Origin of the sequence: Streptomyces sp. NPDC020362, from assembly GCF_040642095.1 — a bacterium.
Lineage (GTDB): Bacteria > Actinomycetota > Actinomycetes > Streptomycetales > Streptomycetaceae > Streptomyces.
The window spans coordinates 1-24,004 of record NZ_JBFAET010000138.1 but is presented as its reverse complement, the minus strand read 5'-3'; the positions used below and the strand labels follow the sequence as shown (position 1 = coordinate 24,004).

Genomic DNA, 24,004 nt, shown 5'->3' with positions numbered 1-24,004 from the left:
CGGTCAGCGCGCACAGTTCGTCACGGCTGAGCCCCTCTCCCGCGACGGCGAGCAGTCCGACGACCTGTCGCTCGGCCGCGTCCTCGGCGACCAGCCCCTTGAGCTCGTACTCCGCCTCGTGGCGCAGGCGGGTGGCGTTCGGGGAGGCGGCGAGCATGACCGGCTCGCAGTCCCGCAGCGGGTGGTCGCCCGGAAGATCCGCAGGCAGCCCCGGCAGTGGGCGGCTGGTGACGAGGACGCGAACGCCGTCCGGGAGGCGGCGGGGCAACAGCGATGCGATGCTGGGCCGGGGCGGGGACGCGGTCTGCGACAGATCCTCGTCCAGACCGTCGACGATGACCAGCAGCGGCCCGCGCTGCCGCTGTCGGCAGGCGGCGGCCTCGAGCAGCCGGAGCCACTCCCGTACGTGCGCGCCGGGTGCGGCTGCGGGCACGAGGGGCTCACCGGCCAGAGCCGCCAGTTGGTCGGCCATCGCCCGGGCGAAGGCGTCGCTGTCGCACTGGGTCGCATCGCGCCGCGTCACGAAGAACGCGGCCACGGCCACACCGGTGGGGGGATGCGCGGCCAGCCAGGCGGTGAACGCGGTCTTGCCGTGCCAGGGCGGTGCCTGCCACCACTGATAGCCGGACGGGCCCGCGCAGAAGCGCAGCACCGCTTCCAACTCCTCCTCACGGCCGAGGAGTTCCGGTGGGGCGATGGAGCGGGCCTGCGCCCGGTAGCCCTCGGCCACCCGGATGTCGCCGGTCGAGGGCCCGACCTGCTCCGGAGGGATGTCGAGCCCCGCCCGCCGCAGCAGTTCGGCGCCGGGGCCGTCGGGCGGGCCGGCCCAGCGGTCGGCGCGGCTGACGGTGAGGGTCCCTGCTCCCTCCGCGCGATGGTGCTCCACGACGATGCCGATGACACGGCCGTCGGCCCACACGGCCGCCCCCGACATGCCCTCCCAGGGCGATCCCTGCGCGGTGGCTTCGGGAGGCGGAACCCTGAACTCCAGGGTGTCGGTACGGAGATTGGACAGCACGGGAAGGTGACCCCACGCGTGACAGGCGTCGCGTGCGAGCGATCCGTCGGGGCGCCGGCGCATCTTGAACAGCGGGAAGCCCACCGCGCTGCAGGTCAGCACGGCGTTGTCGTGTCCTGGGGCACCGAAGCGCACCGGCTCCACCTGCCGGGCGAACGGGTCCGCCCCTGGGGCGAGTTCGAGCAGGGCGGCATCCGTCCGGGCGGGGCCGAACCAGCCCGCCCGTGCCGGAGCGCTCCACTCGTCGGACCGGTCCGGGTTGAAGCGGACGGTGACCTTCTCCGCGTCCCCGACCACGTGCGCGGCCGTGAGCACCAAGCCGGTCGCCACGAGATATCCGGACCCCCGCAGCCGGGCGCCGCCAGGACGAGTGACGACGACTTCGGCGACTCGGTCCGCCCGCAGGTCCGCCATCAGTGTGTCAGCGTTCCTCGGCAGCGCCCACGCCGGAGATCAACACCTCAGCCTGCACGGCGCAGTTCGCAATGACCGGCTCGGCACGCAACCGGCGGATCAACCCGGAAAGCTCCATCACTGCTGTACTCCCCCTACGACAGCGACCCCACCCGTGTCCATAGGCTAACAGCCAGTCACATGACACCCGGCACAGGCGTGGCCCCGGCTCCGCCACGGTGCCGGAGCCGGAGGGACAGCAGGTCGTTCTACCCGGCGCCCGCCCCGGCGACGCGGCTCCCCGTGCGTCGGGAGCGGGCGGGGCGGGCCGGAGACCGTGCTGCACCCCGAGGGGCGAGCAGCTCGGATCGGGGGTGGCGGACCGGGACCGCGCGGCGGTCAGGAACGTGTGCCGCTGCTCACCGTCGCCCGTCCCGCCCCGTGTACTGCGAGCCTGGAGTCGGCTCGGGACCTACGGCGTCAACCGGTCCATCGCCAACGACGTGCCCCTCTCGGGCGCGTGGGCGGACCGCATCGTCCTCCAGCCGGGCACCACCGTGGTCCGGGCGGCGCCGGGCGTGTCCGCCACCGCGGCGATGGCTCTGGCCTGCGCCGGCCCCACGGTCGTGCACGCCCTCTACGAGCGGCGGCCGGTGCGTCCGGGAGAGACCGTCATCGTCCGGGGCAGCGGCCCGGTCGGGCTGGCCGCGGCGGCGTTCGCCCAGCTCGCCGGGGCGGCGCGGGTCATCGTCGTGGGCGGTCCCGAGCGACGGCTGGCCGCGGCGGCCGCCGCCGGCATCGGTGACGTGCACCTGGACATCGTGGGCGCCGCGGACCGCGAGGCGGTGCTGCGCGAGGCACGGGCCGCCGCCGGCCCGGACGGCGCCGACCTGGTCATCGAGTGCGCCGGGGTCCCCGACGCCGTCGCCCAGGGCCTGACCCTGGCCCGCCGGGGCGGCTCCTACCTGGTCATGGGCCAGTACACCGACGCGGGCGACACCCGGCTCAATCCGCACCAGATCGTGCACCGGCAGCTCGACGTGGTCGGGTCGTGGGCCTTCACCGGCGCTCACCTCGTCGAGTACGTGCGGCTGCTTCCCGCCCTCGCCGCACGCTTCGACCTGGAGAGCATGGTGACGGTCTACCCGCTGGACAAGCACGCCGATGCCCTGGCCGGCGTCGCGGCGGGCGCCGTCCTGAAGGCCGTGCTGTCCGGCTGATCCGGCCCGTCGGCGCAGGTCCCCGCTCGCGGTCGCCGAAGAGCGGCGTTGCGCCCACGGGCAGGCCGCGCCGCCGGCACGCCGAGGCGAGTCCCCGCGGGCCCGTGTCCCCCCAACGACCGGTGCCCCGGGGCTCACTCACGTCCCTGCAGGCGTCGCAGCCCGTCTTCGGAGACCCGGTCGTCGGGCAGGTAGGCCAGGAAGTGGTGACCGGGCTCGTCGACCGCGGCCAGCTTCACGTACCGCAGGCGCAGTTCGCCCACGGCCGGATGCCGGAAGCGGCGTACCGAGGGCTCGAACCCGGCAGTCTCCCGGCGTTCGTACCAGCGGGCCGCGTCGCCGTCGGACAGCAACTCCTCGACGAGTTCCGCGAACCGCGGATCGTTCGGCCGGCGAGCGGCGCGCGAACGGAACTGGCCGAGCAGCGCGCGGGCCTCGTGTTCCCAGTCGGCGAGCAGGGTCCGGGCCGGCGGCCATCGGAAGACCAGCCAGAGGAGGTTGCGCTGCTTGGGGTGCAGCCGCGCCGGATCGGTCAGCAGCGCGGCGTATCCGGCGTTCCAGGCGAGCAGGTCCCAGTGCGGATCAAGTACCACGGCGGGGTGCGGTGTCATGGCCTCCACCAGGCTGAGCAGATTCCGCGACACCCAGGTGGGAGCGTCGGCGGGCGGCCTGCTCTCCGCCACGAACGACAGCACGTGCGCCGTCTCCGCGGCGTCCAGCAGCAGCACCCGCGACACCGCGCGCAGCACCTGCTCCGAGGTGCGCACCCGGCCCTGCTCCAGCCACGTGTACCAGGAGACGCTGATGCCGGCGAGGTCCGCCACCTCGGCCCGGCGCAGACCCGGTGTGCGGCGGCCCGGGGCGTCCGGCAGTCCCACGTCCCCGGGCCTGAGCCGTTCTCTGCGAGAGCGCAGGAAAGCCCCGAGTTCGGGGTGAGGGAATGTGTCCCGGGGCATGCGTGGGCCGGTCACCGGACCCCGCACCGGTGACCGCTCGCGACCGGCGAGGAGCCGCGGGCCGCAGGCGGCGATGTGCAGGTGTCCAGGGGCGACAGCCTGCCGCGCGTCATCGTGCCTCTCCTTGGGACGACGGGCGTCCGCCCGAACGCGGGCGCCCTCCACCGATGCTGCCGTCACCGGGCGCCGGGCCGGACCAGCAGGCTGTGAGTGATGGTAATAGGCAGCGATCTCCGTACCGAGGGGCCCGGTGCTGAACTGGTGACGGACCGCGTCCGTCCAGGGGCGGTCCCCCTTTGTCAACCGTTCTCGTCGAACCCTCTCGGAAGGGAGCGTCCACGTCGTGACCACCACCGTGTCGGCACCGGTGGCGACTTTGCCCGCGTCGTCCTTGCGGCTCTTGCTCGCCGCCGGATTCGTCAGCAACTTCGACCGCTTCTGCATCGCGCCCATGCTGGTTCTCATCGGAACGCGGCTCGGGGCCCCGCTACCCACCGTGGTGCTGGCCGCGAGCGGCTACTACCTCACCTACGGTCTGATGCAGCCGGTGTGGGGGGTGGCCAGCGACCGATGGGGCCGCGTGTGGGTGATGCGGGTGTCGCTGACCGGCGCGGCGCCGGCCGCCCTGGCCTCGGCCCTCGCGCCCGACGCTCCCGTGCTGATCGGGGCCCGGGCCCTGGCCGGTGCGTTCTTCGCCGCTTCCATCGCCGCCTCCCTGACGTACGTGGGCGACACGGTGCCCGCCGCGATACGGCAGCGGCCCCTCAGCGAGCTGATGACCGGCTTCGCGCTGGGCACCGCCGTGGCCACGGTCGTCGCCGGGGCGCTGGCGCACTACCTCACCTGGCGACTGGTGTTCGCGCTGCCCGGCGTCCTCGCCGCCTACCTGGCAGTGGCACTGCGCCGCCTGCCCGAGCCCGAGCGGGCACGCTCCGGATCGCTGCTGGCCCCCTTCCGCGTGGTCCTGTCGTCGGGGTGGCAGTGGTACGTCATGGCAGTGGCCATGCTGGAAGGAGCGGTGCTGCTCGGCTTCCTGACCTACCTGGCCCCGGCACTCGAGGCACGTGGAGTTCCCACCACCCTGGCCGGAGCGATCGCGGCCCTGTACGGCGTCGGTTCCATGACTGCGGCGCAGGTCGTCAAGCGGCTCGTCGGGCCGTGGTCTCCGGTGCGCCTGATCGTGGCCGGCGGTGTCCAGATGACCGTGGCCTACCTGCTCGCCGGGTACAGCCAGTCCACCGGGGCCATCGTCGCGGTGGCACTGCTGCTCGGCGGCGGCTGGTCCTTCATGCACTCCACGATCCAGTCGTGGGCGACGGCCCTGTCCCCCACGGCCCGTGCGACCGGCGTGGCCATGTTCGGCGTGGCACTCTACGTGGGCAGCGCCCTGGCCAGCGGGCTGGCCGCCGCCACGGCCCAGGCGCACGACTACCAGCCGCTGTTCTGGCTGGCGGCACTGCTGACCGTGCCCTTGACGGTAGCCGCCGCGGTGGGACGGGCACGCTACCGGTAGGCACTCCGCGCACCCCGACGAACCGCGCACGCGGCCGGCCGTCGGAGGGTGCGTGACCCGGCGGTGCCCGGCCATGGCGGCGACCACGAGGCGCCCTTCTGCTCCGGGTGACCGGCCGGGCCCCCTGCCGGCGAGCCGGCCGCGGCCTGTGGTGACGGCGCGCCGCGGCCGGAGTACCCGTCCGGCCCCGGGTCGCCGTACCGATCATTCCCCGCCCTTCCTCAGCTGGCCGAACAGCACGCGTTCGGAGTCGCTGAACGGGACGTCCGGCCTGAGGCGTTCCGGGTGCCAGTGCGGAATGTCGGGGGTCCGATGCTCGGTGTCGTCCCGCGGAACGGTCACGTACATCCGTCCCGACGCGACCAACGCCCGGTAGACGGCGCGCAGTATGCGCCTTGCTGTCATCGCTCCGAGTCCCTTCACATGCTCGCTGTGGAGACCAGCGGACGGGCTGCCGGAGCGGTGGCCGCGGGGTTCTCGTGGTCCTCGGCACGCCAGGTCCACAGCTGGGAGAGCGCGCGCAGGTCCAGGTCGTGTCCCTCGGTCCACAGCCGGGCGGCGGCGGTGAGGACCGACTGCCGGTCCGCCTCCTCGGTGCCGCCGCGGGCAGGCAGCAGCGGCACGGCGGCGGACGCTCCGAGCCGCAGGGCGCGGTGGCGGCGGGCGAAGGCGGTGAGTGTCTGCCGGGGTCCGGCCTCGATCAGCAGCATGTCGTCGGCGGCGAGCAGCGCTTCCAGACCCTGCTTGAAGTACACGGTGTCGGTGATCTGCCGTGCCCAGAAGCGGGGGCTGACGGCGTCGTCGGGGCTCATCAGCTCCCCCGTGTAGCCGGAGTAGAGCGGCAGTGCGGGTGCCCGCAGCGGGATGGCGCCGTAGGCGGCCTCGACCCGGTCCGAGGCGGCCGCCATTGCCGGAGAGTGGAACGGGGTGGTGGCGGGGACGGTGACGACGACGAAGCGGTCGGCGCGCAGCCGTTCCGCGACCTCGGCCAGCGGTCGGGCCGAACCGGCCAGCATGGTCTGCTGGTTGGCGTTGACCGCGGCGATGGCCACGTCGGCCCGGAGATAGGGGCGCAGCTGGTCCTCGGTGGCGCCGACCGCGAGCATGCCGCCGGGCGGGATCTTCACCGCTTGACGGACGCGTTCTTGGACCATGGCGACCGCGTCCCGCAGTGATACGACGCCGGCGATGACCGCGGCGACGAGTTCGCCGGCGCTGTGCCCGAGCACGGCGGTGGGGCGCACTCCCCAGCCGAGGACCATCCGGCCGAGCGCGTAGTCCACCGCGAACAGCAGCGGCTGGGCCCGGCGCACGTCGTCGATGGGGATCTCGGGGCGGCCCTCGGTGAGCCAGTCGGCCCGGATCCGGTGCTGCTCCTCGCCCAGGTGGGACAGGACCGCGTCCACGGCGGCGGTGAAGACGGGTTCACGTCCGTAGAGGCCGGCCGCCATGGCCTGGTACTGGGAGCCCTGGCCGGGGAAGAGCAGGGCGACGGGGCGGGGACGGCGCACGGTAACGGGCTTGGCTCGGTGGACGGCGGCGGCCGAGAGTGCCGCCACGGTGACGGCTGCCCCGCGCACCGGTCCGGGCTCGGTGCCGCACGGTACGGCGGTGGGCAGGGCCGGGAATCCCTCCCGGTGCAGGTTTCCGAGCAGCGGCATGAGTTCGCCACGGACACGTTCCTCGTCCCGCGCGTCCCTGCCGGACCAGAGCAGCAGCCGGTGGTGGGACGGGTCGGTGACACGGCGGCCGTGGCTGAGCGGCCTCAGCGGGGGGATGCGGTCCAGGTCGGTGGTGTCGTCGAGGTCGAGGGTACCGATGACGGTGTCCCCGTCCGCCACCGCTTCGGCGGCGCGCTTCACCGCATAGACCGTGATGGTTTCGGGATCCGGCTCGGCGAACCCGGCGACGAGCGCGAAGTCGGCGGTGCCGTCCTGGAGTTCCTGGTCGGCCAGCCGCAGCGCCCGGCCCGGGGCGGACGCCGTGCGGACCGAGAACCCCTCGTGCTCGGGTGCCAGCGACGGGTCCGGGGCGTTCGCCCCGATGTACACGACGGTGCGTGCGGGCAGCTGCTGCGGGCTGCGGCCGAAGGCCCGCAGCACCGCCGAGACCGCCGGGGCGGACGCGACGGCGGGCGGCCTGTCCGGCGAGGGGGGCCCGGGGCGGACGAGCAGCCTGCGGATCACCGCACTGGAAGCCGTGAGTGGCATGGTTCCTCCTCCTCGGCCACGTGCCGCGGCCGCTGTGGTGCCTGATCGTGACCGGTTGCCGCGGCGGGCGGTCCGGCGATGACCGGGGGCGCCCGGAAGGACGGCATCGTGCGTGCGGGTCCGGGACGCGGCAGGGGTGCAGCGTCGCCGTACGCGTCCGGGCAGCGGCCACCCCGCGAGCGGGGGAGATCGGAAGCGGGGCGGCCGCGCCGATTCGGGTCAGGCGGCGTTCTCCTGGCCGGCGTTGATGAGGGCGAGCATGGCGCCCGGGGTCTCCGCGTCGACGACCGCGTCGTCCGGGATGGTGATGCCGTACTCGCGCTGGACCTGCCCGATCACCTGGAGCAGGGCGAGAGAGTCGTAGCCCAGCTCGATGAACGGGGTATCGATGACATCGCCGTCCAGGTCGATGCCCTCCTCCTCGCCCGCGCTCTCGCGCAGCATCCGGGTCAGGTCGGCGAGGGTCACAGTGGTGGTCGTCGTGGTCACGGTGGTTTCCTCCGTTGGGTGATGGTTGTTCTGCCTCACTCGGTGGTGCCTGTTCCGGCCGGCCCGGCGGTGTCCCGTCCGGCCGCAGCAGCCGAGGCGGGTCTGCGCGGCCCGGTGACCGCAGGAATGGCCCGGCTCGGTGGTGAACGGACGTCGGGTCACTGCGCCCGACGTACGACGAGTGCCGCGTTGAAGCCGCCATGGCCCCGGGCCAGGACGAGGGCGGTCCGCAGGTCCGACTCCCTCGGCGCCCCCGTGACCAGGTCGATCGCATGGCCGGGGGCCACCTGGACGTCGGCGGTGGGCGGGATCACCCCGTCGCGCAGGGAGAGCAGGGCCGTGGCCACGTCGAGCGCGGCGCCGCCGGCCAGGAGCCGCCCGGTCATCGCCTTGGGCGCGGTCACCGGCACGGCGTGCGGGCCGAACAGGCCGGTCAGCGCCTCGACTTCGGCCCGGTCCCGAGCCGGCACCCCGGACGCGTCGGCGAAGACGACGTCGATGTCTGCGGGGGTGAGTCCGGCGTCCGTGACGGCCTGTTCGGCCGCCCTGCGCAGTCCGGGCGGCCGGCCGGAGCCGGGGGCCGGGTCGAGGGTGGCCGCGTACCCGGCGATCTCGCCGTAGATCCGGTCGATGCCGCGTCCGCGGGCCGATGCGAGGTCTTCGAGTACGAGGATCGCGCCGCCCTCGCCCGGCACGTATCCGCTCGCGTCGGCGGAGAAGGGAAGGAAGGCACGAGCCGGGTCGTCCACGGTGCTCATCAGCCCGGAGGCGATCTGCGGCACCCAGCCCCAGGGGCAGACGGCCGCGTCGACGCCGCCGGAGACGACCATGGGGAAGCCCTTGCGGACGTGACGCCTGCCGTGTCCGATCGCGTCGATGCCGCCCGCCTGTTCGGTGAGCAGGACCCCGCTGGGGCCGCGCATCTTGTGCCGGATCGAGATCTGGCCGGTGTTGACGGCGTAGAACCAGGCGAAGGACTGGTACGCGCTGACGTGCTCCTTGCCCTTGCTCCACAGGTTCTGCAGCTCGCGCTGGCCGAACTCGACGGCACCGCCGGAGGCCGCCGTGACCACGCCCACCCCGTACTCAGGGAGTTGAGCGGTGTCGAAGCCGGCGTCCTTGAGGGCCCAGTCCGCGGCGACGAGGGCGAGCCGGGTCATGTGGTCGGTCTGCGGAATCAGCCGGCTGGGGATGTGCTCCTCGGCGACGAATCCCGGTACTTCACCGGCGACCCTCGACGGATACGGGGCGGCGTCGAAGCGGGTGACCGGTCCGAGGCCCGACTCCCCCGCGAGGGTGGCCTTCCAGTAGTCCTCGGTGCCCAGGCCGTTGGGCGCGGTGATGCCCAGGCCGGTCACCACGACGGGCGTGGTCATGCTGTGCTCCTCTCCGGCCGGGCCAGCACCATCGCGCTCTGGAAGCCGCCGAATCCGCTGCCCACGCTGAGCACGACATCCGTCTGCTGCTCACGGGCGGTCAGCGGGATGTAGTCGAGGTCCAGTTCGGGGTCGGGCTCGTGCAGATTGGCGGTGGGCGGCAGCACGCCGTGTTCCATGGCGAGGGCACAGGCTGCGATCTCCAGCGATCCGATCGCGCCGAGCGAGTGTCCGATCATGGACTTGATGGAGCTGATCGGGGTCCGGTAGGCGTGGTCGCCGAGGCTCCGCTTGAACGCGCCCGTCTCATGGCGGTCGTTCATCTTGGTGCCCGAGCCGTGCGCGTTGATGTAGCCGATGCTGGTGGGGTCGAGCCGGGCCTCGGCGAGGGCGACGTCGATGGCCTCCGCCATCTCCCGTCCGTCCGGCTTGAGTCCGGTCATGTGGAAGGCGTTGCAGCGTGCCGCGAATCCCGCGATCTCGGCGTAGATGTGCGCGCCCCTGCGCCGGGCGCCTTCGAGTTCTTCCAGAACCAGCACGGCGGCGCCCTCCCCGAGGACCAGGCCGCTGCGGGTTCGGTCGAAGGGCCGGCAGGCGCTCTCCGGGGTGTCGTTGCGGGGGGTGGTCGCGAGGATGGCGTCGAAGCAGGCCGAGGTGATCGGCGAGATCGGCGCCTCGGTCGCCCCCGCGATCATGACGTCGCAGGTGCCCTCACGGATCAGTTCGACCGCGTGCCCCAGCGCGTCGAGTCCCGAGGTGCAGCCGGTGGAGACGACCGCCGCGGGCCCCTCGGCCCCGGCCGTCATCCCGACCTCCGCGGCCATCGAGCTGGGTACGAAGTGCCGGTACAGCTCGGGTATCGCGTAGGTGTGGTCGACGAGCCACTTGCGGCCACCGTCGCTCACCACCGCGTACTCGCGCTCCAGGCTGGTGGTGCAGCCGACCGCACTGCCCAGCGACGTGCCGACCCGTCCGGGGTCGTGAGCCTCGATGTCCAGGCCGCTGTCGGCCAGGGCCTCCCTGGTGGAGACGACCGCGAACTGCGCGGCCCGGTCGAGCCGGCGGACCTCCTGCTGGGAGAGCCCGGCGGCAAGCGGGTCGAAGTCGCACTCCGCGGCCACCTGGGAACGGAACGGGGAGGGATCGTAGAAGGTGATGGTGCGGGTGGCGGTACGGCCCGCGGTGAGCAGGTCCCAGTACGCCTTCACGCCCACCCCACCCGGGGCCACGACGCCCAGCCCGGTGATGGCAACTCGCCGCATCGTCTACCTCGCCTTCGACGGGGCGGAGTGCCGTTGTCGGCGCTCCCTGCCGGATGGCACTGTGCGGACCACTGTCGATCCCTTCGTCCGGAACGCTTGTCTGAGTCGGCGACCGGGGTGAAGCGGGGGTGGTCTCACCCCGGCCGACCGGGCCGGACGGCCGCCCGCTTGTGGCGTACCGCCGTCTCCGGCGTTCATATGGAACGTCCGTGCCCTCGACACACGCTCGTGCGTGCGTGGACCTGGTGGGACGGGCCCTCACGTCGGGATGTTGCCGTGCTTGCGAGCTGGCACTTCGGCCTTCCTGCCGCGCAGCATCGCGAGCGAGCGGATCAGCACGGAGCGGGTATCGCCGGGCTCGATGACGTCGTCGACGAGGCCTCGTTCCGCAGCGTAATAGGGGTGCATCAGCTCGGTCCTGTACTCCTCGATGCGCCGGGCGCGCACGGCCTCGGGATCCTCGGCGGCGGCGATCTCCCGGCGGAAGATGACGTTGGCCGCGCCCTCGGCGCCCATGACGGCGATCTCGTTGGTGGGCCAGGCGAAGGAGAGGTCGGCGCCGATGGAACGGGAGTCCATCACGATGTACGCGCCGCCGTAGGCCTTGCGCAGCACCAGGGAGATCCGGGGCACGGTGGCGTTGCAGTAGGCGTACAGCAGCTTGGCGCCGTGCCGGATGATGCCGTTGTGCTCCTGGTCCACGCCGGGCAGGAAGCCGGGCACGTCGACGAGGGTGACCAGCGGGATGTTGAAGGAGTCGCAGGTGGAGACGAAGCGGGCCGCCTTCTCGCTGGCGTGGATGTCCAGCACGCCGGCGAGGACGGCGGGCTGGTTGGCGACGATGCCCACCGGGTGACCGTCCAGACGCGCGAGGGCGCAGACCACGTTGCGCGCCCACGCCTCGTGGATCTCGAAGTACTCGCCGTCGTCGACGATCTCCTCGATCACCCTGCGGATGTCGTACGAGCGTCCGGAATCGGCCGGTACGAGGTCCACGAGGGCGTCGGTGCGCCGGTCCGCGGGGTCGTCCGCGGGCGCCTGGGGCGGCATCTCACGGTTGTTGGAAGGCAGGAGCGAGATGAGGAAGCGTACGTCCTCGAGGCATTCCGTCTCGTCGTCGTGGACGAAGTGGCACACGCCGGAGGCCGTCGCGTGCGCGTCCGCCCCGCCCAGGCCGTTGTGGGTGATCTTCTCTCCGGTGACGGCCTCGACGACATCGGGCCCGGTGATGAACATCTGGGCGGTCTCGCGCACCATGAACACGAAGTCGGTGAGTGCGGGCGAATAGGCGGCGCCGCCGGCGCACGGCCCGAGCATCACGCTGATCTGCGGGATCACCCCGGAGGCCGCGACGTTCCGGCGGAAGATCCCGCCGTAGCCCGCGAGCGCGGTGACGCCTTCCTGGATACGGGCGCCCGCGCCGTCGTTCAGGGAGACGAGCGGGGCGCCGGCCGCCTCCGCCAGGTCCATGATCTTGTGCACCTTGGCCGCGTGTGCCTCGCCGAGCGCGCCCGCGAAGACCCGGAAGTCATGGGCGTAGGCGAAGACGGTGCGGCCGTGGACCAGGCCCCAGCCGATCACCACCCCGTCGCCGTGAGGCCTCTTGTCCTCCAGGCCGAACCCGCTGGCGCGGTGCCGTCGCAGCGGCTCGATCTCGGTGAAGGTCCCCTCGTCGAAGAGGATGTGGAGCCGTTCGTGCGCGGTGAGTTTGTTCTTCGCGTGCTGGCGCCGGGTGGCGTCGGGATCGGGACCACGTCCCACTTCTTCTTTGAGCCGGCGCAGTTCCGCGGCGGCGCGGCGCAGGTCGGGGGCGGCCGCAGAGGTGGTGAGTTCGTCGAGGATCGTCATCGAACGAACGTAGGAACGCCGCCTCGAGCGTGGGTCGAGGGGCCGCCGGTGCGCCGGACCGTCGCGTCAGCCGGCGAGGAAGGTGGACACCCCGTGGTCGAGCGCGGGATCCGCGTTGAGAACGGACCGCTGCAACTGCTGCAGACGGGGCGACGGTTCCATGCCGAGTTCGTCGACGAGCGCCGTGCGCAGCCGCTGGTAGGCCTCCAGCGCGCGCCAGGCGTTGTTCGAGCGGTGCAGCGCTGTCATCAGCTGCGCGCAGAAGTTCTCGTGCATCGGGTGCTTGGCGGCGAGGACCCGCAGTTCGGGCACCAGTTCGGCGTGCCGGCCCAGTTCCAGGTCGGCGTCTATGCGGCGTTCGAGCGCCGCCATCCGGTCCTCCTCGAGCCGCAGCGCCTCCAGTTCCAGCACGCCGCCCACGCGTACGTCCACCAGGGCGGGCCCCTGCCACAGGTCCAGTGCCCTGCCGAGGAGGTCGGAGGCGGACTCGTGGTCGGCGTTCGCGTGAGCGTCCCGCCCCGCCTCGTAGAGCCGCTCGAACTCCTGCACGTCCATCCGGCCCGGCTGAACCTCCAGCAGGTATCCGCCGTGCTGCGTGACGAGTACGTCCTTGGCCTGCCACCCCTGGTCTCCGTCGAGAGCCGCCGCGATCTTGCGCCGCAGCTGAAGGATGTACGTCTGCAGGGTGGTGGCGGCGCTGCGCGGGATCTCCTCGCCCCAGATCTCCTCCATCAGCGTCGGTACGGTGACGACGCGGCCGCTCTGCAGGGCGAGGAGGGCGAGGATCTGCCTCGGCTTGGCGGCGCTCGGCACCACGGAGACGCCGTTGAGTTCCGCGCTGAGCCGGCCCAGCATCTTGATGTCCATGTGTGCTCTCCCGTCTCGTCCGGGCGGTGCCGGCGGCCATAGGGCCGCTGATGTCACCCCCGAGCGTGAAGAGAGCGTGCCATCAGCACGGATCGAGTCCCAGTGAACGATTCACGTACCGGGCCATGAAAATGTCATACCCCGGCGGTGACAACCACACTGGGCCCCCGAGACGGAGCCAGCCCAGAATTCGGAGCGGCGGGACGTCGAGAACTAGCCCGGCTCGAGTTCCCCGCTCCTCAACACTCAAGGCCTCATCTGGAGGGTTCCATGAGAACGTTGAACGCCATCGCCCTGTCCGGCCCCGCCGGATCGACGTCGCAGGACCACCGTTTCGCCCTGCTCACCGCCCGTGCGGGCCTCGAGCCGGATCTGGCCGAGCGGTACTTCAGCGACCCCCTGTCGGTGCTGGTCGAGTTCGGGCTCAGTGCGGCGGAGCCGGTGTACTTGACGGAACCGGCCGACGGGGAGGCGGATCTGGTGATCGAGGACCTGGATCGCCTGGACACGGCCGCCGCAGACATCTGCTACTTCTGCACACTTGAGACGGACCGTCAGGGCGAGACGGCGCTGGCATGACGGTATCGGACATACCTGCAGCGCGGCCCGTGGGATTCAAGCCCCATCTCCGCGTGGAAGTGGTGAACGGCGAAGCCGTCTACCTCCTGTCGGAGCAGGGCACGACGGCCCTGCACGGCCGGCACGTGGAAGCGCTCGCCCCGCTTCTCGACGGCACCCAGACCCTGTCGGCCGTGCTGGAGAAGGCGGCGGGGACGCTGTCCCCGGCCGCGGCCGGCCGGACCATCGCCGCGCTCGCCAGGGCCGAACTGATCGGCTATCAGGCTCCGCCCGCGGACTGTCCGGCCGAGGCCTACTGGGAGCTGGCCGGGCTCAGCGGGTCGGGGGCACAGGCAGCCGTTCTCAACACACCCGCCCAGGTGCTGGCCCTCGGGCGGACGGACCTCGACACCGTCCGCACCGAGTGCCGCAGCTCCGGACTTCGCCTCGCGGAGGAAGGCGAACCGGCCGCGTTCTCCCTGGTGCTGTGCGACGACTACCTCGATCCGGAGCTGGCCGAGGTCGATGCCTCCCACCGTTCCGCACAGCGCCCCTGGCTGCTGGCCAAGGCCTGTGGCACCGAATCATGGGTGGGGCCGGTCTTCGGTCCCGGCGACCGGCCCTGCTGGTCATGCCTGGCTCACCGGCTGCGCGGCCACCGCGCGGCCCAGTCCCTGGTCCAGCACGTACTCGGGCTGCAGGGACCCCTGGCACTCCCCGAGGCGTCCCTGACCCCGGTACGCGCTCTGGGGCTCCAGAGCGCCATCCTGGAGGCGGTGAAATGGGTGGCCGGCATGCGCTACCCGGAGCAGAGTTCCGTGTGCACCCTGGACACCCGTACGCTGCGCACCCGTCACCACGTGGTAACCCGGCGTCCCCAGTGCCCGACGTGCGGCGATCCCGGCCTGGTGACCGCACGGGTACAGCGGCCGGTCACCTTCGTGCCCCGTCTGAAGTCGGAGGGGAACGGCAACGGTCATCGGGCCCTGTCCCCGGCCGCGGTGCGCGCCCGCTACCAGCACCTGGTCGATCCGCTCACGGGTGTCGTGCCCGAGGTGCGCTCGGTTCCGGGAACTCCGGCAGGACTCAACAGGTACGTCTCGGGGCGCAACCCCGCGCTGCGGGCACGCTCACTCGACGGTCTGCGCAACGGACTGCGCAGCCACAGCGGCGGCAAGGGCATCACCCCCCTCGAGGCCGAGGTCGGCGCGCTCTGCGAGGCCGTGGAGCGTTACTGCGGAACGCGCCAGGGGGACGAGCCGGTCGTTCTGGACACCTTCACCGGGCTGGGCGGAGCCGCGATCCATCCCAACGCGTGCCAGCTCTATGCCGACCGGCAGTTCGGGGAGCGGGACCGGTGGAACCGCTCGGGCTCGGCATTCCAGCAGGTCCCGCCGGTCTTCGACCCTGGTGCGGTCAGGGAGTGGACGCCGGTGTGGTCGGTCACCGCGGGTACCCATCGCCTGCTGCCCACGTCGATGCTCTACTTCGGCCCGGCTCCCGGCGGGCGCCTGCAGGCGCCCTGGGCGGACTCCAACGGCAACGCGGCGGGCAGCAGCCTCGAGGACGCCGTCGTGCAGGGGTTCCTGGAACTGGTCGAGCGTGATGCGGTGGCTCTGTGGTGGTACAACCGCACACGCCATCCGTCAGTGGACCTGGACGCCTTCGACGAGCCCTGGATCGCGCGGACCCGCGAGGTGTACGCGGAGTTGGACCGCACGATCTGGGTGCTCGACCTCACGGTCGATTTCGGCATTCCGGTCATGGCGGCCGTCTCCTGCGCAACGGGGCGGGCGGCCCAGGGAATTTCCTTCGGTTTCGGAGCGCACTTCGACGCCCGTACTGCGCTGCGCCGTGCGGTGACCGAGATGGCGCAACTGCTCCCCGCCCGTCACGACGATCCCGGGCGGCGTGAGGAGTTTGCGGTCTCGAACCCGGAACTGGCCGACTGGTGGTCCTGTGCGACCACGAAGAACCAGCCATACCTCTTGCCGGATCCGGCCGAACTGCCGCGCACACCGGGCGACTATGTGTACATCTCACGCAATGATCTGCTCGGTGATCTGGCGGCAATCGAGGCGCTGTTGCGCCGGCGGGGGATGGAACTGCTGGTCCTCGACCAGACCCGACCCGATGTGGAACTTCCCGTGGTCAAAGTGCTGGTTCCCGGGATGCGTCATTTCTGGGCGAGGTTCGCACCGGGTCGTCTCTATGAAGTACCGGTGAGGCTCGGCCGCCTGGAACGCCCGACTCCTTACGAGGATCTCAACCCGATCCCCCTGTTCGTGTGAATCCCGATTGTCCGTTCCGAGCGGTGGCCTGGTTCAATCCTTGGCCCTACCATGCCGTTCAATCAGTATTCCGGCGCCAGGGGAGCGCGATGGGGGACGCATTACGGCCTGCGGAAACACCCGCGGGGACCGCAGAGCTGAGATCAGCAGGCAGGCACTTGATCGCGCCCCGCCTCGCGCGCACCATCATGACGGTGGTCCTGGCCGGTTACTGCTCGGTCGTGGTCCTGAACGTGCTCAGGGCCGGGGCGGGGGGCGCGGGCGAGCTGGCCGCCTGCGTGGCCACCGTGCTGCTCGTGTTCGCCCTGCAGTTGGCCCTCTCCTCCCCCACCGCGCGCGGCTGGCCCATGAAGCGGCAGATGGCCGCTCTCGTGGCCCAGGCCGTCCTGACCTATCTGCCCATGGTCTGGTTCCAGCTCAGCTGGGGCAGCATGCAAGGGCCGCTCGCCGCAACGGTGTTGCTCTCGCTGCCGGACCGCCTGGCGTGGCCGCTGTTCGGAGTCGTCCTCGTCGGTGTCCCGCTGTATCCCCTGTCGATGGGCGCCAACGCGGTCGACTGCGCCTACGCCTTCATCTCGGTCATGCTCGCGGGCCTGGTGATCTACGGCCTGACCCGTCTCGCCGATCTCGTACAGGAACTGCACGCCACCCGGGAGAGACTGGCCCGTATGGCCGTCACCCAGGAACGGCTGCGCTTCGCGCGTGATCTGCACGACCTGCTCGGATACAGCCTCTCGACCATCACGCTCAAGGGCGAGCTGGTCAGCCGGCTGATTCCGTCCCGCCCGGAACAGGCCACCGAGGAGACCGTCTCCCTCCTCCTGGTCGCACGCCAGGCCCTGTCCGACGTGCGTCTCGTGTCGCGTGGCTATCGGGACATGTCGCTGCGCGACGAGGCGGAGTCGGCGGCTGCGGTACTGGCGTCGGCCGACGTGCGCGCCGAGGTGGACGTCGGGGTCCAGCGGCTGCACCCGGTGGTCGACACGGTGCTGGCAACCGCTCTGCGGGAGGGTGTCACCAACATCCTCCGGCACAGCAAGGCGGAAGTCTGCACCATCAAGGCGACACATAAGGAGGAAACGATCCTTCTCACCCTGGTCAACGACGGTGTCGTCACCAGGGGGCGTACACTGGAGGCCCGATCGGGCGGTGGCAGCGGGCTCGGGAACCTCCGGACCCGTCTCACCGAGATCGGAGGCGAGCTGACCGCCGGTGTCGGAGCGGACGGCTTGTTCCGGCTCCAGGCACGGGCTCCGCTCCAACCGCGCAACGGCGAGGCCAGGGTACCGACGACGCCGGATGCGGCAGAGCCCGGAAAGCCTGCGTCCTGACATCCGACGACATCGATCGCTGGGGGGAGCACCGATGCTGTCCATCAACATCCTTCTTGCGGAGGACGTGCACATGATCCGCGGCGCCCTGGTGGCGCTGCTGCAGCTCGAGCCCGATCTGCATGTCGTCGCCTCGGTGGACCGGGGCGACACGATCGTCAGCACGGCGCTCGACACCCAGCCCGATGTCGCCGTGATCGACGTGGACCTGCCGGGGATGGACGGTCTGACGGCTGCCGCCGATCTGCATCGGCAACTCCCCAGATGCCGCTCCCTGATCCTCACCAGCCTCGGCCGCCCCGGCACCATGCGCCGTGCGATGTCGGCCCATGTGTCGGGGTTCCTGCTGAAGGACTCCCCGCCGGACCAGCTCGCCCGCGCGGTGCGGTCCGTGGCCGCGGGACAGCGTGTCGTCGACCCCCAACTCGCCCTCAGCGCCTGGGACTACCCGGACAACCCGCTGTCCCGCCGGGAGGTGGAGGTGTTACGCCTCGCGGCCAAGGGAGCCGACACCGCCGAGATCGCCGGATGTCTCTACCTCACCAACGGGACCGTCCGTAACTACCTCACGTCCATCGTCAGCAAACTCGGGGCACGCAACCGCATCGACGCCATCCGCATCGCCGAAGAAGCCGGCTGGATCCCCTGAGCCGCCCGCCACCGGGGGCCCGAGGAGCGCGTCGAGCAGACCCGCGTCGAGGGTCGTGCCGATCGAGAGGTCCGTCGGCTCCCCGAACCCGGCGTCGGACACCGCCGCGCTCACCACATAGCGCCCGACCCCGAAGGTCCTGAACGCCCACTCGTCGGCGCCCGTGTCCGTGCCGTCGGGCCGTACCAGCCGGGCCTGCGACCCGCGCAGCGCGAAGCCGAACTCGGTGAACCGGAATCTCAGGCCCTGTCCGAGCGCCTTGCTGTAGGCCTCCTTCAGGGTCCACAGCCGCACCAGGGTGTCGTTGCGCGCACCGTCGTCCCCCTCGTCGAGACGCCGCTTCTCGAAGGGAGTGCACGCCTGGGACTCCGATCCGGTGTGGGCGAGTCTGCGGTCGGCACGCTCCACGTCGACGCCGATCCGGCCCCGGCGGGTGATCCCGACCACCATCATCTCCTCGGTGTGGCTGAGGCTGATGTCGATCTGGTCGCAGCCACGCACATAGGGGCGGCCGCCCGGCTGGTAGGCCAGGTCGACGAGCTGCGGAGTCGTGTCCAGCGCCGCCGCGGCCGCATGTCGCAGCAGCAGCCGGGAGGCAAGGAAGCGCTCCTGCATCCTGGGCCTGTCACCGAACGCCTGGTAGCGCCTCCAGTCGCGGCCCAGCAGCGCGCTCAGCAGCTCGGAGTCCCGCTCCCCGTGAGGCAGCCAGGCCGGCATGGTGCTGAAGGTCAACACGCTTCCCCTGCAGGCGAGTTCCTCGCACAACCGGTCCCAGGAGCCGCTCGGTCCGTGCGCGGGCAGCGGCCGGCCGATCGTCGCCATCGCCTCAGGCTCCTGCCAGCGCGGCGGTCAGCGGGCCCGCGTCGAGCGCGGAGATCACTCCGGCCAGGTCGACGGCGTCGCTCTCCGGACCGCGGCACGCCACCAGGCAGCTCGGTCCGTCGTTGCCGCCCAGCCGGCGCAGGAACGGGGTGAGCACCACCCGCGGGCCGATCTCCACGACGTGGGTGGACGCCTGCTGGTCGAACAGGGCCCGCGCGGCGTCGGAGAACCTGACCGGTGCGGTGATCTGTTCGGCCCAGTAGGGGCCGTACAGCGGCTCGGTGGTCAGGCGGCCGTGCACGGTGGAGTAGAACGGCACCCGGGCGGCGCCGCCCGCCACCCTGCGGGCCACCGGCTCGAACTTGGGCAGCACCGGCGCCATGAGCGGTGAGTGGAAGGCATGGGACACGGCCAGATGGCGGCAGGCGATGCCGCGGCTCTCCAGCTGCATCTGGATGCGCTCGAGGCCCGCCTGCTCCCCGGAGAGCACCGTCGCCTTGGCCGCGTTGATCGCTCCGATGCCGACGCCGGGTTCGTCCGCGACCAGTTCCGCGGCCTCGTACGGGGTCGCGCAGGTCGCCATCATGCCGCCGCCGGAGGGCAGGTACTGCATGAGGGCGCCGCGCACCGCGACCAGTTTGGCCGCGTCGGACAGCGAGAGGGCGCCCGCGATCGTGGCGGCGGCGAACTCCCCGATGCCGTGACCCAGTACGGCAACCGGCGCCACGCCCACCTCCTGGAAGGTCTGGGCGAGTGCGTACCCGACGGCGAAGAGAGCCGGCTGTGCGAAGGCCGTCTGATGGATGCGCGGGTCGTTGTCGAGGATCAGGTCGACGACGGACGTCCCGGTGTACGGCAGCAGCGCGGCGGCGGCCTCGTCGAGGTAGCTGCGGTAGCCGGTGGAGTCCCGGTACAGGCCCGCGGTCATGCCCGGGTGCTGGGATCCCTGGCCGGTGAAGACGAAGGCCGCGCGCACCAGGCCGTCGCCCGCGGGGCGCGGATCACGCATGGCCATGTACCGGCCGAGATCGCGCACGGTCGGGTAGGTCTCGATGTCGGTGGGGTCGACCAGCGGACCGAACTCCTCCTCGATGTCGCCGTAGAGGCTGAGCGTCGCGACCGAGTCGAGTCCGTACTCGTGGAACGGGACGTTGTCCTCCACGGGCCGGCCCAGGTAGTGGGTGAGGCGCTCGCGCAGCCACTCCCGGTGGGTTCCGTCGAACGAGTCGTCGTGCAGATGATCAGGCATGGTGTGTGCTCCATCTCAGGCGCGGACGGCTGCCCCTGGCGGCTGCTCAGGCCAGCGAGGATGCGTAGAGGTCGTAGCTGCGTCGGTGGTGCGACCGGGCCAGCAGTTCCGCGAGCACCCGCTGTTCGCAGAGGGCCGGGCGGTCCGGCAGCGGCAGGTCGAGCCGTCGGCCGAGCCGGTGCAGGACCGCGACCGGCCAGGCGGGATCGGCGAGGAACGGGTCCGTGTCGCCCGGTGCCTGCAGCTGCTCGCGCCACACGCCGAGGCAGGCCGCCGCTGCCAGCACCATGGTGTAGCGGTCGGCGAGCCCGAAGTTGTGCGGGCTCGCCAGGGCCCGGCGTTCACCGAGCGGCACGGTCCGGAACACCCGGCGCAGCTCGCGCAGTTCGTCGGTGAACGCACCGGCGAGCAGCCGCAGCACCCGCAGGTCCTCCCGGCCCGGCAGCGTGTCGTCGGCCGTCTGCAGCCAGTCACCGCACGCGATCAGGGTCGCCGCCAGCGGGTCGCCGTCACCGAGCAGCGCAAGGCGTTCGAGGTCCAGCGGCGGCAGGTCCTCGGAGAGCCGGAACAGGCCGGCGGGCGCCTCGCGGTCCGAGAACCAGGCGTGTCGGGCGAAGTGCGGCAGCTGCGGCAGGATGGTGACCTGGCGTCCCGCACTGCCGGCGTGCCCCAGCGAGGTGACCGGCAGATCGCGCAGCTGCTTCAGGAACATCCCGTACGATTCGCTGCCGGCGAAGCTCTCCTCACCGAGAACCGCGGACATCTCGTCCATCGACTCGGCGGCGAGCTTCGGGGCGAGGTAGGCGGCCGATGCCGCATACGCGCTCATCTGCCGCGGCAGCAGGTGCAGTGCCCGGGTGGCGACCAGCGCGAGGCAGTCCATGACCAGCAGGTCCAGGAACGCCCCGGTGAGTACGTCGCGTACGTGCTGGACGTCGAGCGAGGACCGGCCGTCGGCCCGCCGCCGGGTGGCGAACCTGACCACCGTGCGCAGCGCGGTGTCGACGCCCGCAAGCACGATCGACGGGATCAGGCCACGGATCTGCAGCGAGGACCGCAGCGACGTCTCGTAGCCGTCGCCCACCTTGCCGAGCACCGCGCTGTGTGGCACCGGGCAGTCGTCGACGTGCAGTCCGCCGAACTCGGCGCCGCGCATCCCGGCGGTGGCGAACCGCTCCACGTCCGAGACCCGGCCGGCCGGCATCTCCGCGCGGTCGAGCAGCAGGACGGAGTGACTGCGGCCCACGCTGCCGGCGTCGCCGGTGCGGGCGAAGACGACCAGGCCCCGCGCCCTGGACGCGTTGGCGATCCCGGTCTTCCGGCCGCTCAGCAGCAGGCCGCCGGCCGCGGGACGGGCGGTGAACTCGTCGCGTACGAAGCTGTTTCCGTGCGCCACCTCGTGCCGTGCGACGGCGACCCGGTCTCCGCCGAGCAGCAGCCGCGCGACGAAGGCACGTTGCTCGGGGGTACCCGCAGCCCACACGGGGGTCGCGGCGAAGAAGCAGTTGAGGCCGAAGCCGAAGCCGAGTGAGGCGTCCCGGCGGAACACCGGGCGCAGCATCCGGCCCAGGACGTCCATGCGCCGGAGCCTGCCGCCCAGTTCGGCCGGCACGAACTCGGCGTTGAGGCCGAAGGCACCCAGCACTTCCTCGGCTCCGGGCGCGACCCTGCCCTCGGTCTCGGCGGCGATCAGGGCGTCACCGCCGAGGGGGTTGTCCGGGTCGTCGAGCGGGCCGAAGGCCACTTCCAGGGCCCCGATCCGCTCCTCGTGGCCGGCCGCCGTCATCGCCGCCTCCCCTGTGCCACCAGTTCGTCGATCTCCGGGTCGACCGACTGGTGCAGTACGGTGATTTCACCGCTCAGGAACAGCCGCCGCATGGCCACGCGTTCCAGCTTGCCGCTGGTGGTGCGGCGGACCGTGCCCGGACGCACCAGGAGCACTCCGCCGGCCCTGACCTCGTACACCTCGCTGAGGCGGCGCTGGACGGACGCGGCGAGATCGGCCAGGTCGATGTCGTAGCGGCCACGGCCGCGCAACTCCTGTACGACGACGATGCGTTCGCGGCCGGCGGTCACCGCGAACGCGGTGCCCGGCCCGAACAGCGCGTTTGCCCCCTGGACGGTGCGTTCCAGGTCCTGCGGGTACAGGTTGCGCCCGGCCACCACGATCATGTCCTTGATGCGGCCGGTCACATACAGCAGGCCCTCCCGCAGCATGCCGAGGTCGCCGGTGCGCAGGTAGCCGCCCTCGCCGCCCTTGACCCTGCCGTCGAAGGTTTCGGCGGTCTCCTTCGGCCTGCCCCAGTAGCCACGCGCGACCGAGTCGCCGCGTACCCAGATCTCACCGACGTGTCCGTCCGCGAGCGGCTCACGGGTGTCCGGGTCGACGATGCGGACCTCGGTGGCGGCAGGCCGGCCGCAGGCGACGACGGTGCGCGCCCGCCCGCCGCGGGTGTCCGGCTCCCGCAGCTCGTGGACCTCGGGCGCCGAGGTCTGTGCGGCGCGCCCGGCCTCCGCGGGCCCGCACGCGTGGCCGGCGACCAGCAGGGTCGACTCGGCCAGGCCGTAACTGGGCCTCACCGCCTCAGGGCGCAGTCCCGCGGACGCGAAGCGCTCCGTGAAGGCCTGCACCGTCGCGGCGTTCACGGGTTCACCGCCATTGACGGCGATCCGCCACCCGGCGAGGTCCAGGCCGGCGAGCTGGCTGTCGTTGATCCTGCGCACGCACCAGTCGTACGCGAAGTCGGGTGCGCCGCTGACGGTCAGCCCGTAGCGCGAGATCGTCTCCAGCCAGTGGGCCGGCCGCTTCACGAAGGCGACCGGGGAGAGCAGTACGGCTGTGCCGCCGAGCCAGAGGGCGTGCAGCAGCTGGCCGATCAGGCCCATGTCGTGGTGCAGCGGCAGCCAGCCGCCGATCCGCGAGCCGGGGGAGGTGGCGAACGCCTGGCTGATCGCCTCGTTGTTGGCGAGCAGGGAGCGGTGCGTCACGATCACGCCGCGCGGGTCACGGGTGGAGCCCGAGGTGTACTGGAGGAAGGCCACGTCGTCGGGGCCCGCCTGCGGCGGTGGAAGGGCCGCACCGGCACCATCGGACAGGCCGTCGGTGGGGAGGCAGACGACGCGTTCGTGGCCCGTGCGGGCGAGAAGCTGGGTGACGTCGGGGGCTTCGGTGCGCGAGGTGAGCACGCAGGAGGCGGCCGCGTCCCGGAAGATGCCGGCGATCCGCTCGTCATGGTGCTCGCCGCCGCTGAGCGGTGCGACGGGCACGGCGACCACATCCGCATACAGGCAGGCCAGGAAGCTGATGCTGAACAGCTTGCGCGAGCTGTGCAGGACGAGCACCCGCTGACCGCGGCCCACGTGCTGCCGGATCACGGCAGCCAGAAGGCCTGCCTCCCGGTCCAGTTCCGCATACGAGACGCTCTGCGGCCGCAGCTCCCCGTTGTGCTCGGTGAGCAGGACGAGCGCCTCGCGGTCGGGCGCTTCGGCGACCCTGCTGCGGATGTGGTCGGTGAAGGTCGGGTGACCGGTCACGCCTCCCCCTTGAATGTCGTGCGGCCGAACCGGTGGGTACGTCCGCGGCTGTCCCTGGCTGCAGGGCGGCGGAGGTGTCCGTGCACCGGCCCTCCCGCCGCTTTCCGTGCGTGCGCGGTCCGTGGTCATGGCCCGGGCGAGGCCGCCGTCGGCCGGTAGCCACCGCGTTTGACGGCCCATGCCGCGTATGCCGTTCTGACCTCCTCGCCCGGCTCCTGCGCTCGATGGGCGAGGGCGAGCAACACGGCTGTCACGGCGGCGATCTCGTCCGCCCCCGGGCAGCCTCGGACCACGGTGATGCAGGTCTCCTTCGACATGTGGGACAGCGTGCAGCAAGCCTCTTGAGCTGGGCTCGCGCCCCGAACGCGGGTGAGCCGGGGGCCCGGGGGGCTCGGGGCGGCCCCCCCCCCAAAGCCCC

Annotated in this window: 19 protein-coding genes and 1 pseudogene; 6 read left to right on the top strand and 14 right to left on the bottom strand. The window is 71.9% G+C overall.

Going from position 1 to position 24,004, the window contains the following annotated elements; genetic code table 11:
* Positions 1 to 1,432: trypsin-like peptidase domain-containing protein (locus tag AB0H32_RS33945; RefSeq protein ID WP_361128761.1), on the bottom strand; the 1,432-nt coding region annotated here is incomplete at its 3' end.
* 482 nt (positions 1,433 to 1,914) lie between these two features.
* Between AB0H32_RS33945 and AB0H32_RS33940 the strand changes: the two genes are divergently transcribed.
* Positions 1,915 to 2,631 (top strand): zinc-binding dehydrogenase, encoded by a 717-nt coding sequence (locus AB0H32_RS33940; RefSeq protein ID WP_361128759.1) that lies wholly within the window; start codon positions 1,915 to 1,917, stop codon positions 2,629 to 2,631.
* Positions 2,632 to 2,765: 134 nt separating this feature from the next.
* Here AB0H32_RS33940 and AB0H32_RS33935 read toward each other — a convergent pair whose 3' ends face one another.
* Positions 2,766 to 3,587, bottom strand: coding sequence for a helix-turn-helix transcriptional regulator (locus tag AB0H32_RS33935; RefSeq protein ID WP_361128756.1), 822 nt, complete (start codon positions 3,585 to 3,587; stop codon positions 2,766 to 2,768).
* 343 nt (positions 3,588 to 3,930) lie between these two features.
* Between AB0H32_RS33935 and AB0H32_RS33930 the strand changes: the two genes are divergently transcribed.
* Positions 3,931 to 5,100: an MFS transporter gene (locus AB0H32_RS33930; protein WP_361128753.1), complete on the top strand. Its 1,170-nt coding sequence runs from the start codon at positions 3,931 to 3,933 to the stop codon at positions 5,098 to 5,100.
* 204 nt (positions 5,101 to 5,304) lie between these two features.
* Here AB0H32_RS33930 and AB0H32_RS33925 read toward each other — a convergent pair whose 3' ends face one another.
* The 7 genes from AB0H32_RS33925 to AB0H32_RS33895 form a co-directional block, all read right to left on the bottom strand.
* Complete coding sequence (locus AB0H32_RS33925; RefSeq protein WP_361128750.1) at positions 5,305 to 5,505, bottom strand: DUF6059 family protein; 201 nt, start codon at positions 5,503 to 5,505, stop codon at positions 5,305 to 5,307.
* Positions 5,506 to 5,519: 14 nt separating this feature from the next.
* Positions 5,520 to 7,310, bottom strand: a complete 1,791-nt coding sequence (locus tag AB0H32_RS33920) for an acyltransferase domain-containing protein (RefSeq protein ID WP_361128747.1) — start codon at positions 7,308 to 7,310, stop codon at positions 5,520 to 5,522.
* A 219-nt stretch (positions 7,311 to 7,529) separates the two neighbouring features.
* Positions 7,530 to 7,754 carry an acyl carrier protein gene (locus AB0H32_RS33915; protein WP_361128763.1) on the bottom strand — a complete coding sequence of 75 codons (225 nt, stop codon included), beginning with the start codon at positions 7,752 to 7,754 and terminating at the stop codon, positions 7,530 to 7,532.
* 203 nt (positions 7,755 to 7,957) lie between these two features.
* Positions 7,958 to 9,175: a ketosynthase chain-length factor gene (locus AB0H32_RS33910; RefSeq protein WP_361128745.1), complete on the bottom strand. Its 1,218-nt coding sequence runs from the start codon at positions 9,173 to 9,175 to the stop codon at positions 7,958 to 7,960.
* Positions 9,172 to 10,437, bottom strand: a complete 1,266-nt coding sequence (locus AB0H32_RS33905; protein ID WP_361128742.1) for a beta-ketoacyl-[acyl-carrier-protein] synthase family protein — start codon at positions 10,435 to 10,437, stop codon at positions 9,172 to 9,174. Before AB0H32_RS33905 ends, AB0H32_RS33910 begins: the two co-directional genes overlap by 4 nt.
* A gap of 258 nt (positions 10,438 to 10,695) precedes the next feature.
* Positions 10,696 to 12,285: an acyl-CoA carboxylase subunit beta gene (locus tag AB0H32_RS33900; protein WP_361128739.1), complete on the bottom strand. Its 1,590-nt coding sequence runs from the start codon at positions 12,283 to 12,285 to the stop codon at positions 10,696 to 10,698.
* 66 nt (positions 12,286 to 12,351) lie between these two features.
* Positions 12,352 to 13,152, bottom strand: a complete 801-nt coding sequence (locus AB0H32_RS33895) for an AfsR/SARP family transcriptional regulator (RefSeq protein ID WP_361128736.1) — start codon at positions 13,150 to 13,152, stop codon at positions 12,352 to 12,354.
* Positions 13,153 to 13,422: 270 nt separating this feature from the next.
* Between AB0H32_RS33895 and AB0H32_RS33890 the strand changes: the two genes are divergently transcribed.
* From AB0H32_RS33890 to AB0H32_RS33875, 4 genes are all read left to right on the top strand, one after another.
* Entirely contained in the window at positions 13,423 to 13,731 is a 309-nt protein-coding gene (locus tag AB0H32_RS33890; protein WP_361128734.1) for a hypothetical protein, read from the top strand.
* Entirely contained in the window at positions 13,728 to 16,001 is a 2,274-nt protein-coding gene (locus AB0H32_RS33885) for a TOMM precursor leader peptide-binding protein (protein WP_361128731.1), read from the top strand. The genes AB0H32_RS33890 and AB0H32_RS33885 overlap by 4 nt, the downstream gene beginning before the upstream one ends.
* 158 nt (positions 16,002 to 16,159) lie before the next feature.
* Positions 16,160 to 17,332 carry a histidine kinase gene (locus tag AB0H32_RS33880; protein WP_361128728.1) on the top strand — a complete coding sequence of 391 codons (1,173 nt, stop codon included), beginning with the start codon at positions 16,160 to 16,162 and terminating at the stop codon, positions 17,330 to 17,332.
* 34 nt (positions 17,333 to 17,366) lie between these two features.
* The gene (locus AB0H32_RS33875; RefSeq protein ID WP_361128725.1) at positions 17,367 to 17,981 is read left to right on the top strand and encodes a response regulator transcription factor; all 615 of its coding nucleotides are present in this window, start codon (positions 17,367 to 17,369) and stop codon (positions 17,979 to 17,981) included.
* Positions 17,982 to 18,101: 120 nt separating this feature from the next.
* Here the strand turns inward: AB0H32_RS33875 and AB0H32_RS33870 are convergent.
* From AB0H32_RS33870 to AB0H32_RS33850, 5 genes and pseudogenes are all read right to left on the bottom strand, one after another.
* Positions 18,102 to 18,431, bottom strand: a pseudogene (locus tag AB0H32_RS33870) (4'-phosphopantetheinyl transferase superfamily protein); the annotation flags it as partial.
* A gap of 376 nt (positions 18,432 to 18,807) precedes the next feature.
* The gene (locus tag AB0H32_RS33865) at positions 18,808 to 20,052 is read right to left on the bottom strand and encodes an acyltransferase domain-containing protein (protein WP_361128722.1); all 1,245 of its coding nucleotides are present in this window, start codon (positions 20,050 to 20,052) and stop codon (positions 18,808 to 18,810) included.
* Positions 20,053 to 20,098: 46 nt separating this feature from the next.
* Positions 20,099 to 21,838, bottom strand: a complete 1,740-nt coding sequence (locus tag AB0H32_RS33860; RefSeq protein WP_361128719.1) for an acyl-CoA dehydrogenase — start codon at positions 21,836 to 21,838, stop codon at positions 20,099 to 20,101.
* Entirely contained in the window at positions 21,835 to 23,586 is a 1,752-nt protein-coding gene (locus AB0H32_RS33855; RefSeq protein WP_361128716.1) for a fatty acyl-AMP ligase, read from the bottom strand. The genes AB0H32_RS33860 and AB0H32_RS33855 overlap by 4 nt, the downstream gene beginning before the upstream one ends.
* Before the next feature lie 125 nt (positions 23,587 to 23,711).
* A complete protein-coding gene (locus AB0H32_RS33850) occupies positions 23,712 to 23,903 on the bottom strand; it encodes an acyl-CoA carboxylase subunit epsilon (RefSeq protein WP_361128713.1) in 192 nt (63 codons plus the stop codon).
* Positions 23,904 to 24,004: the final 101 nt, after the last annotated feature.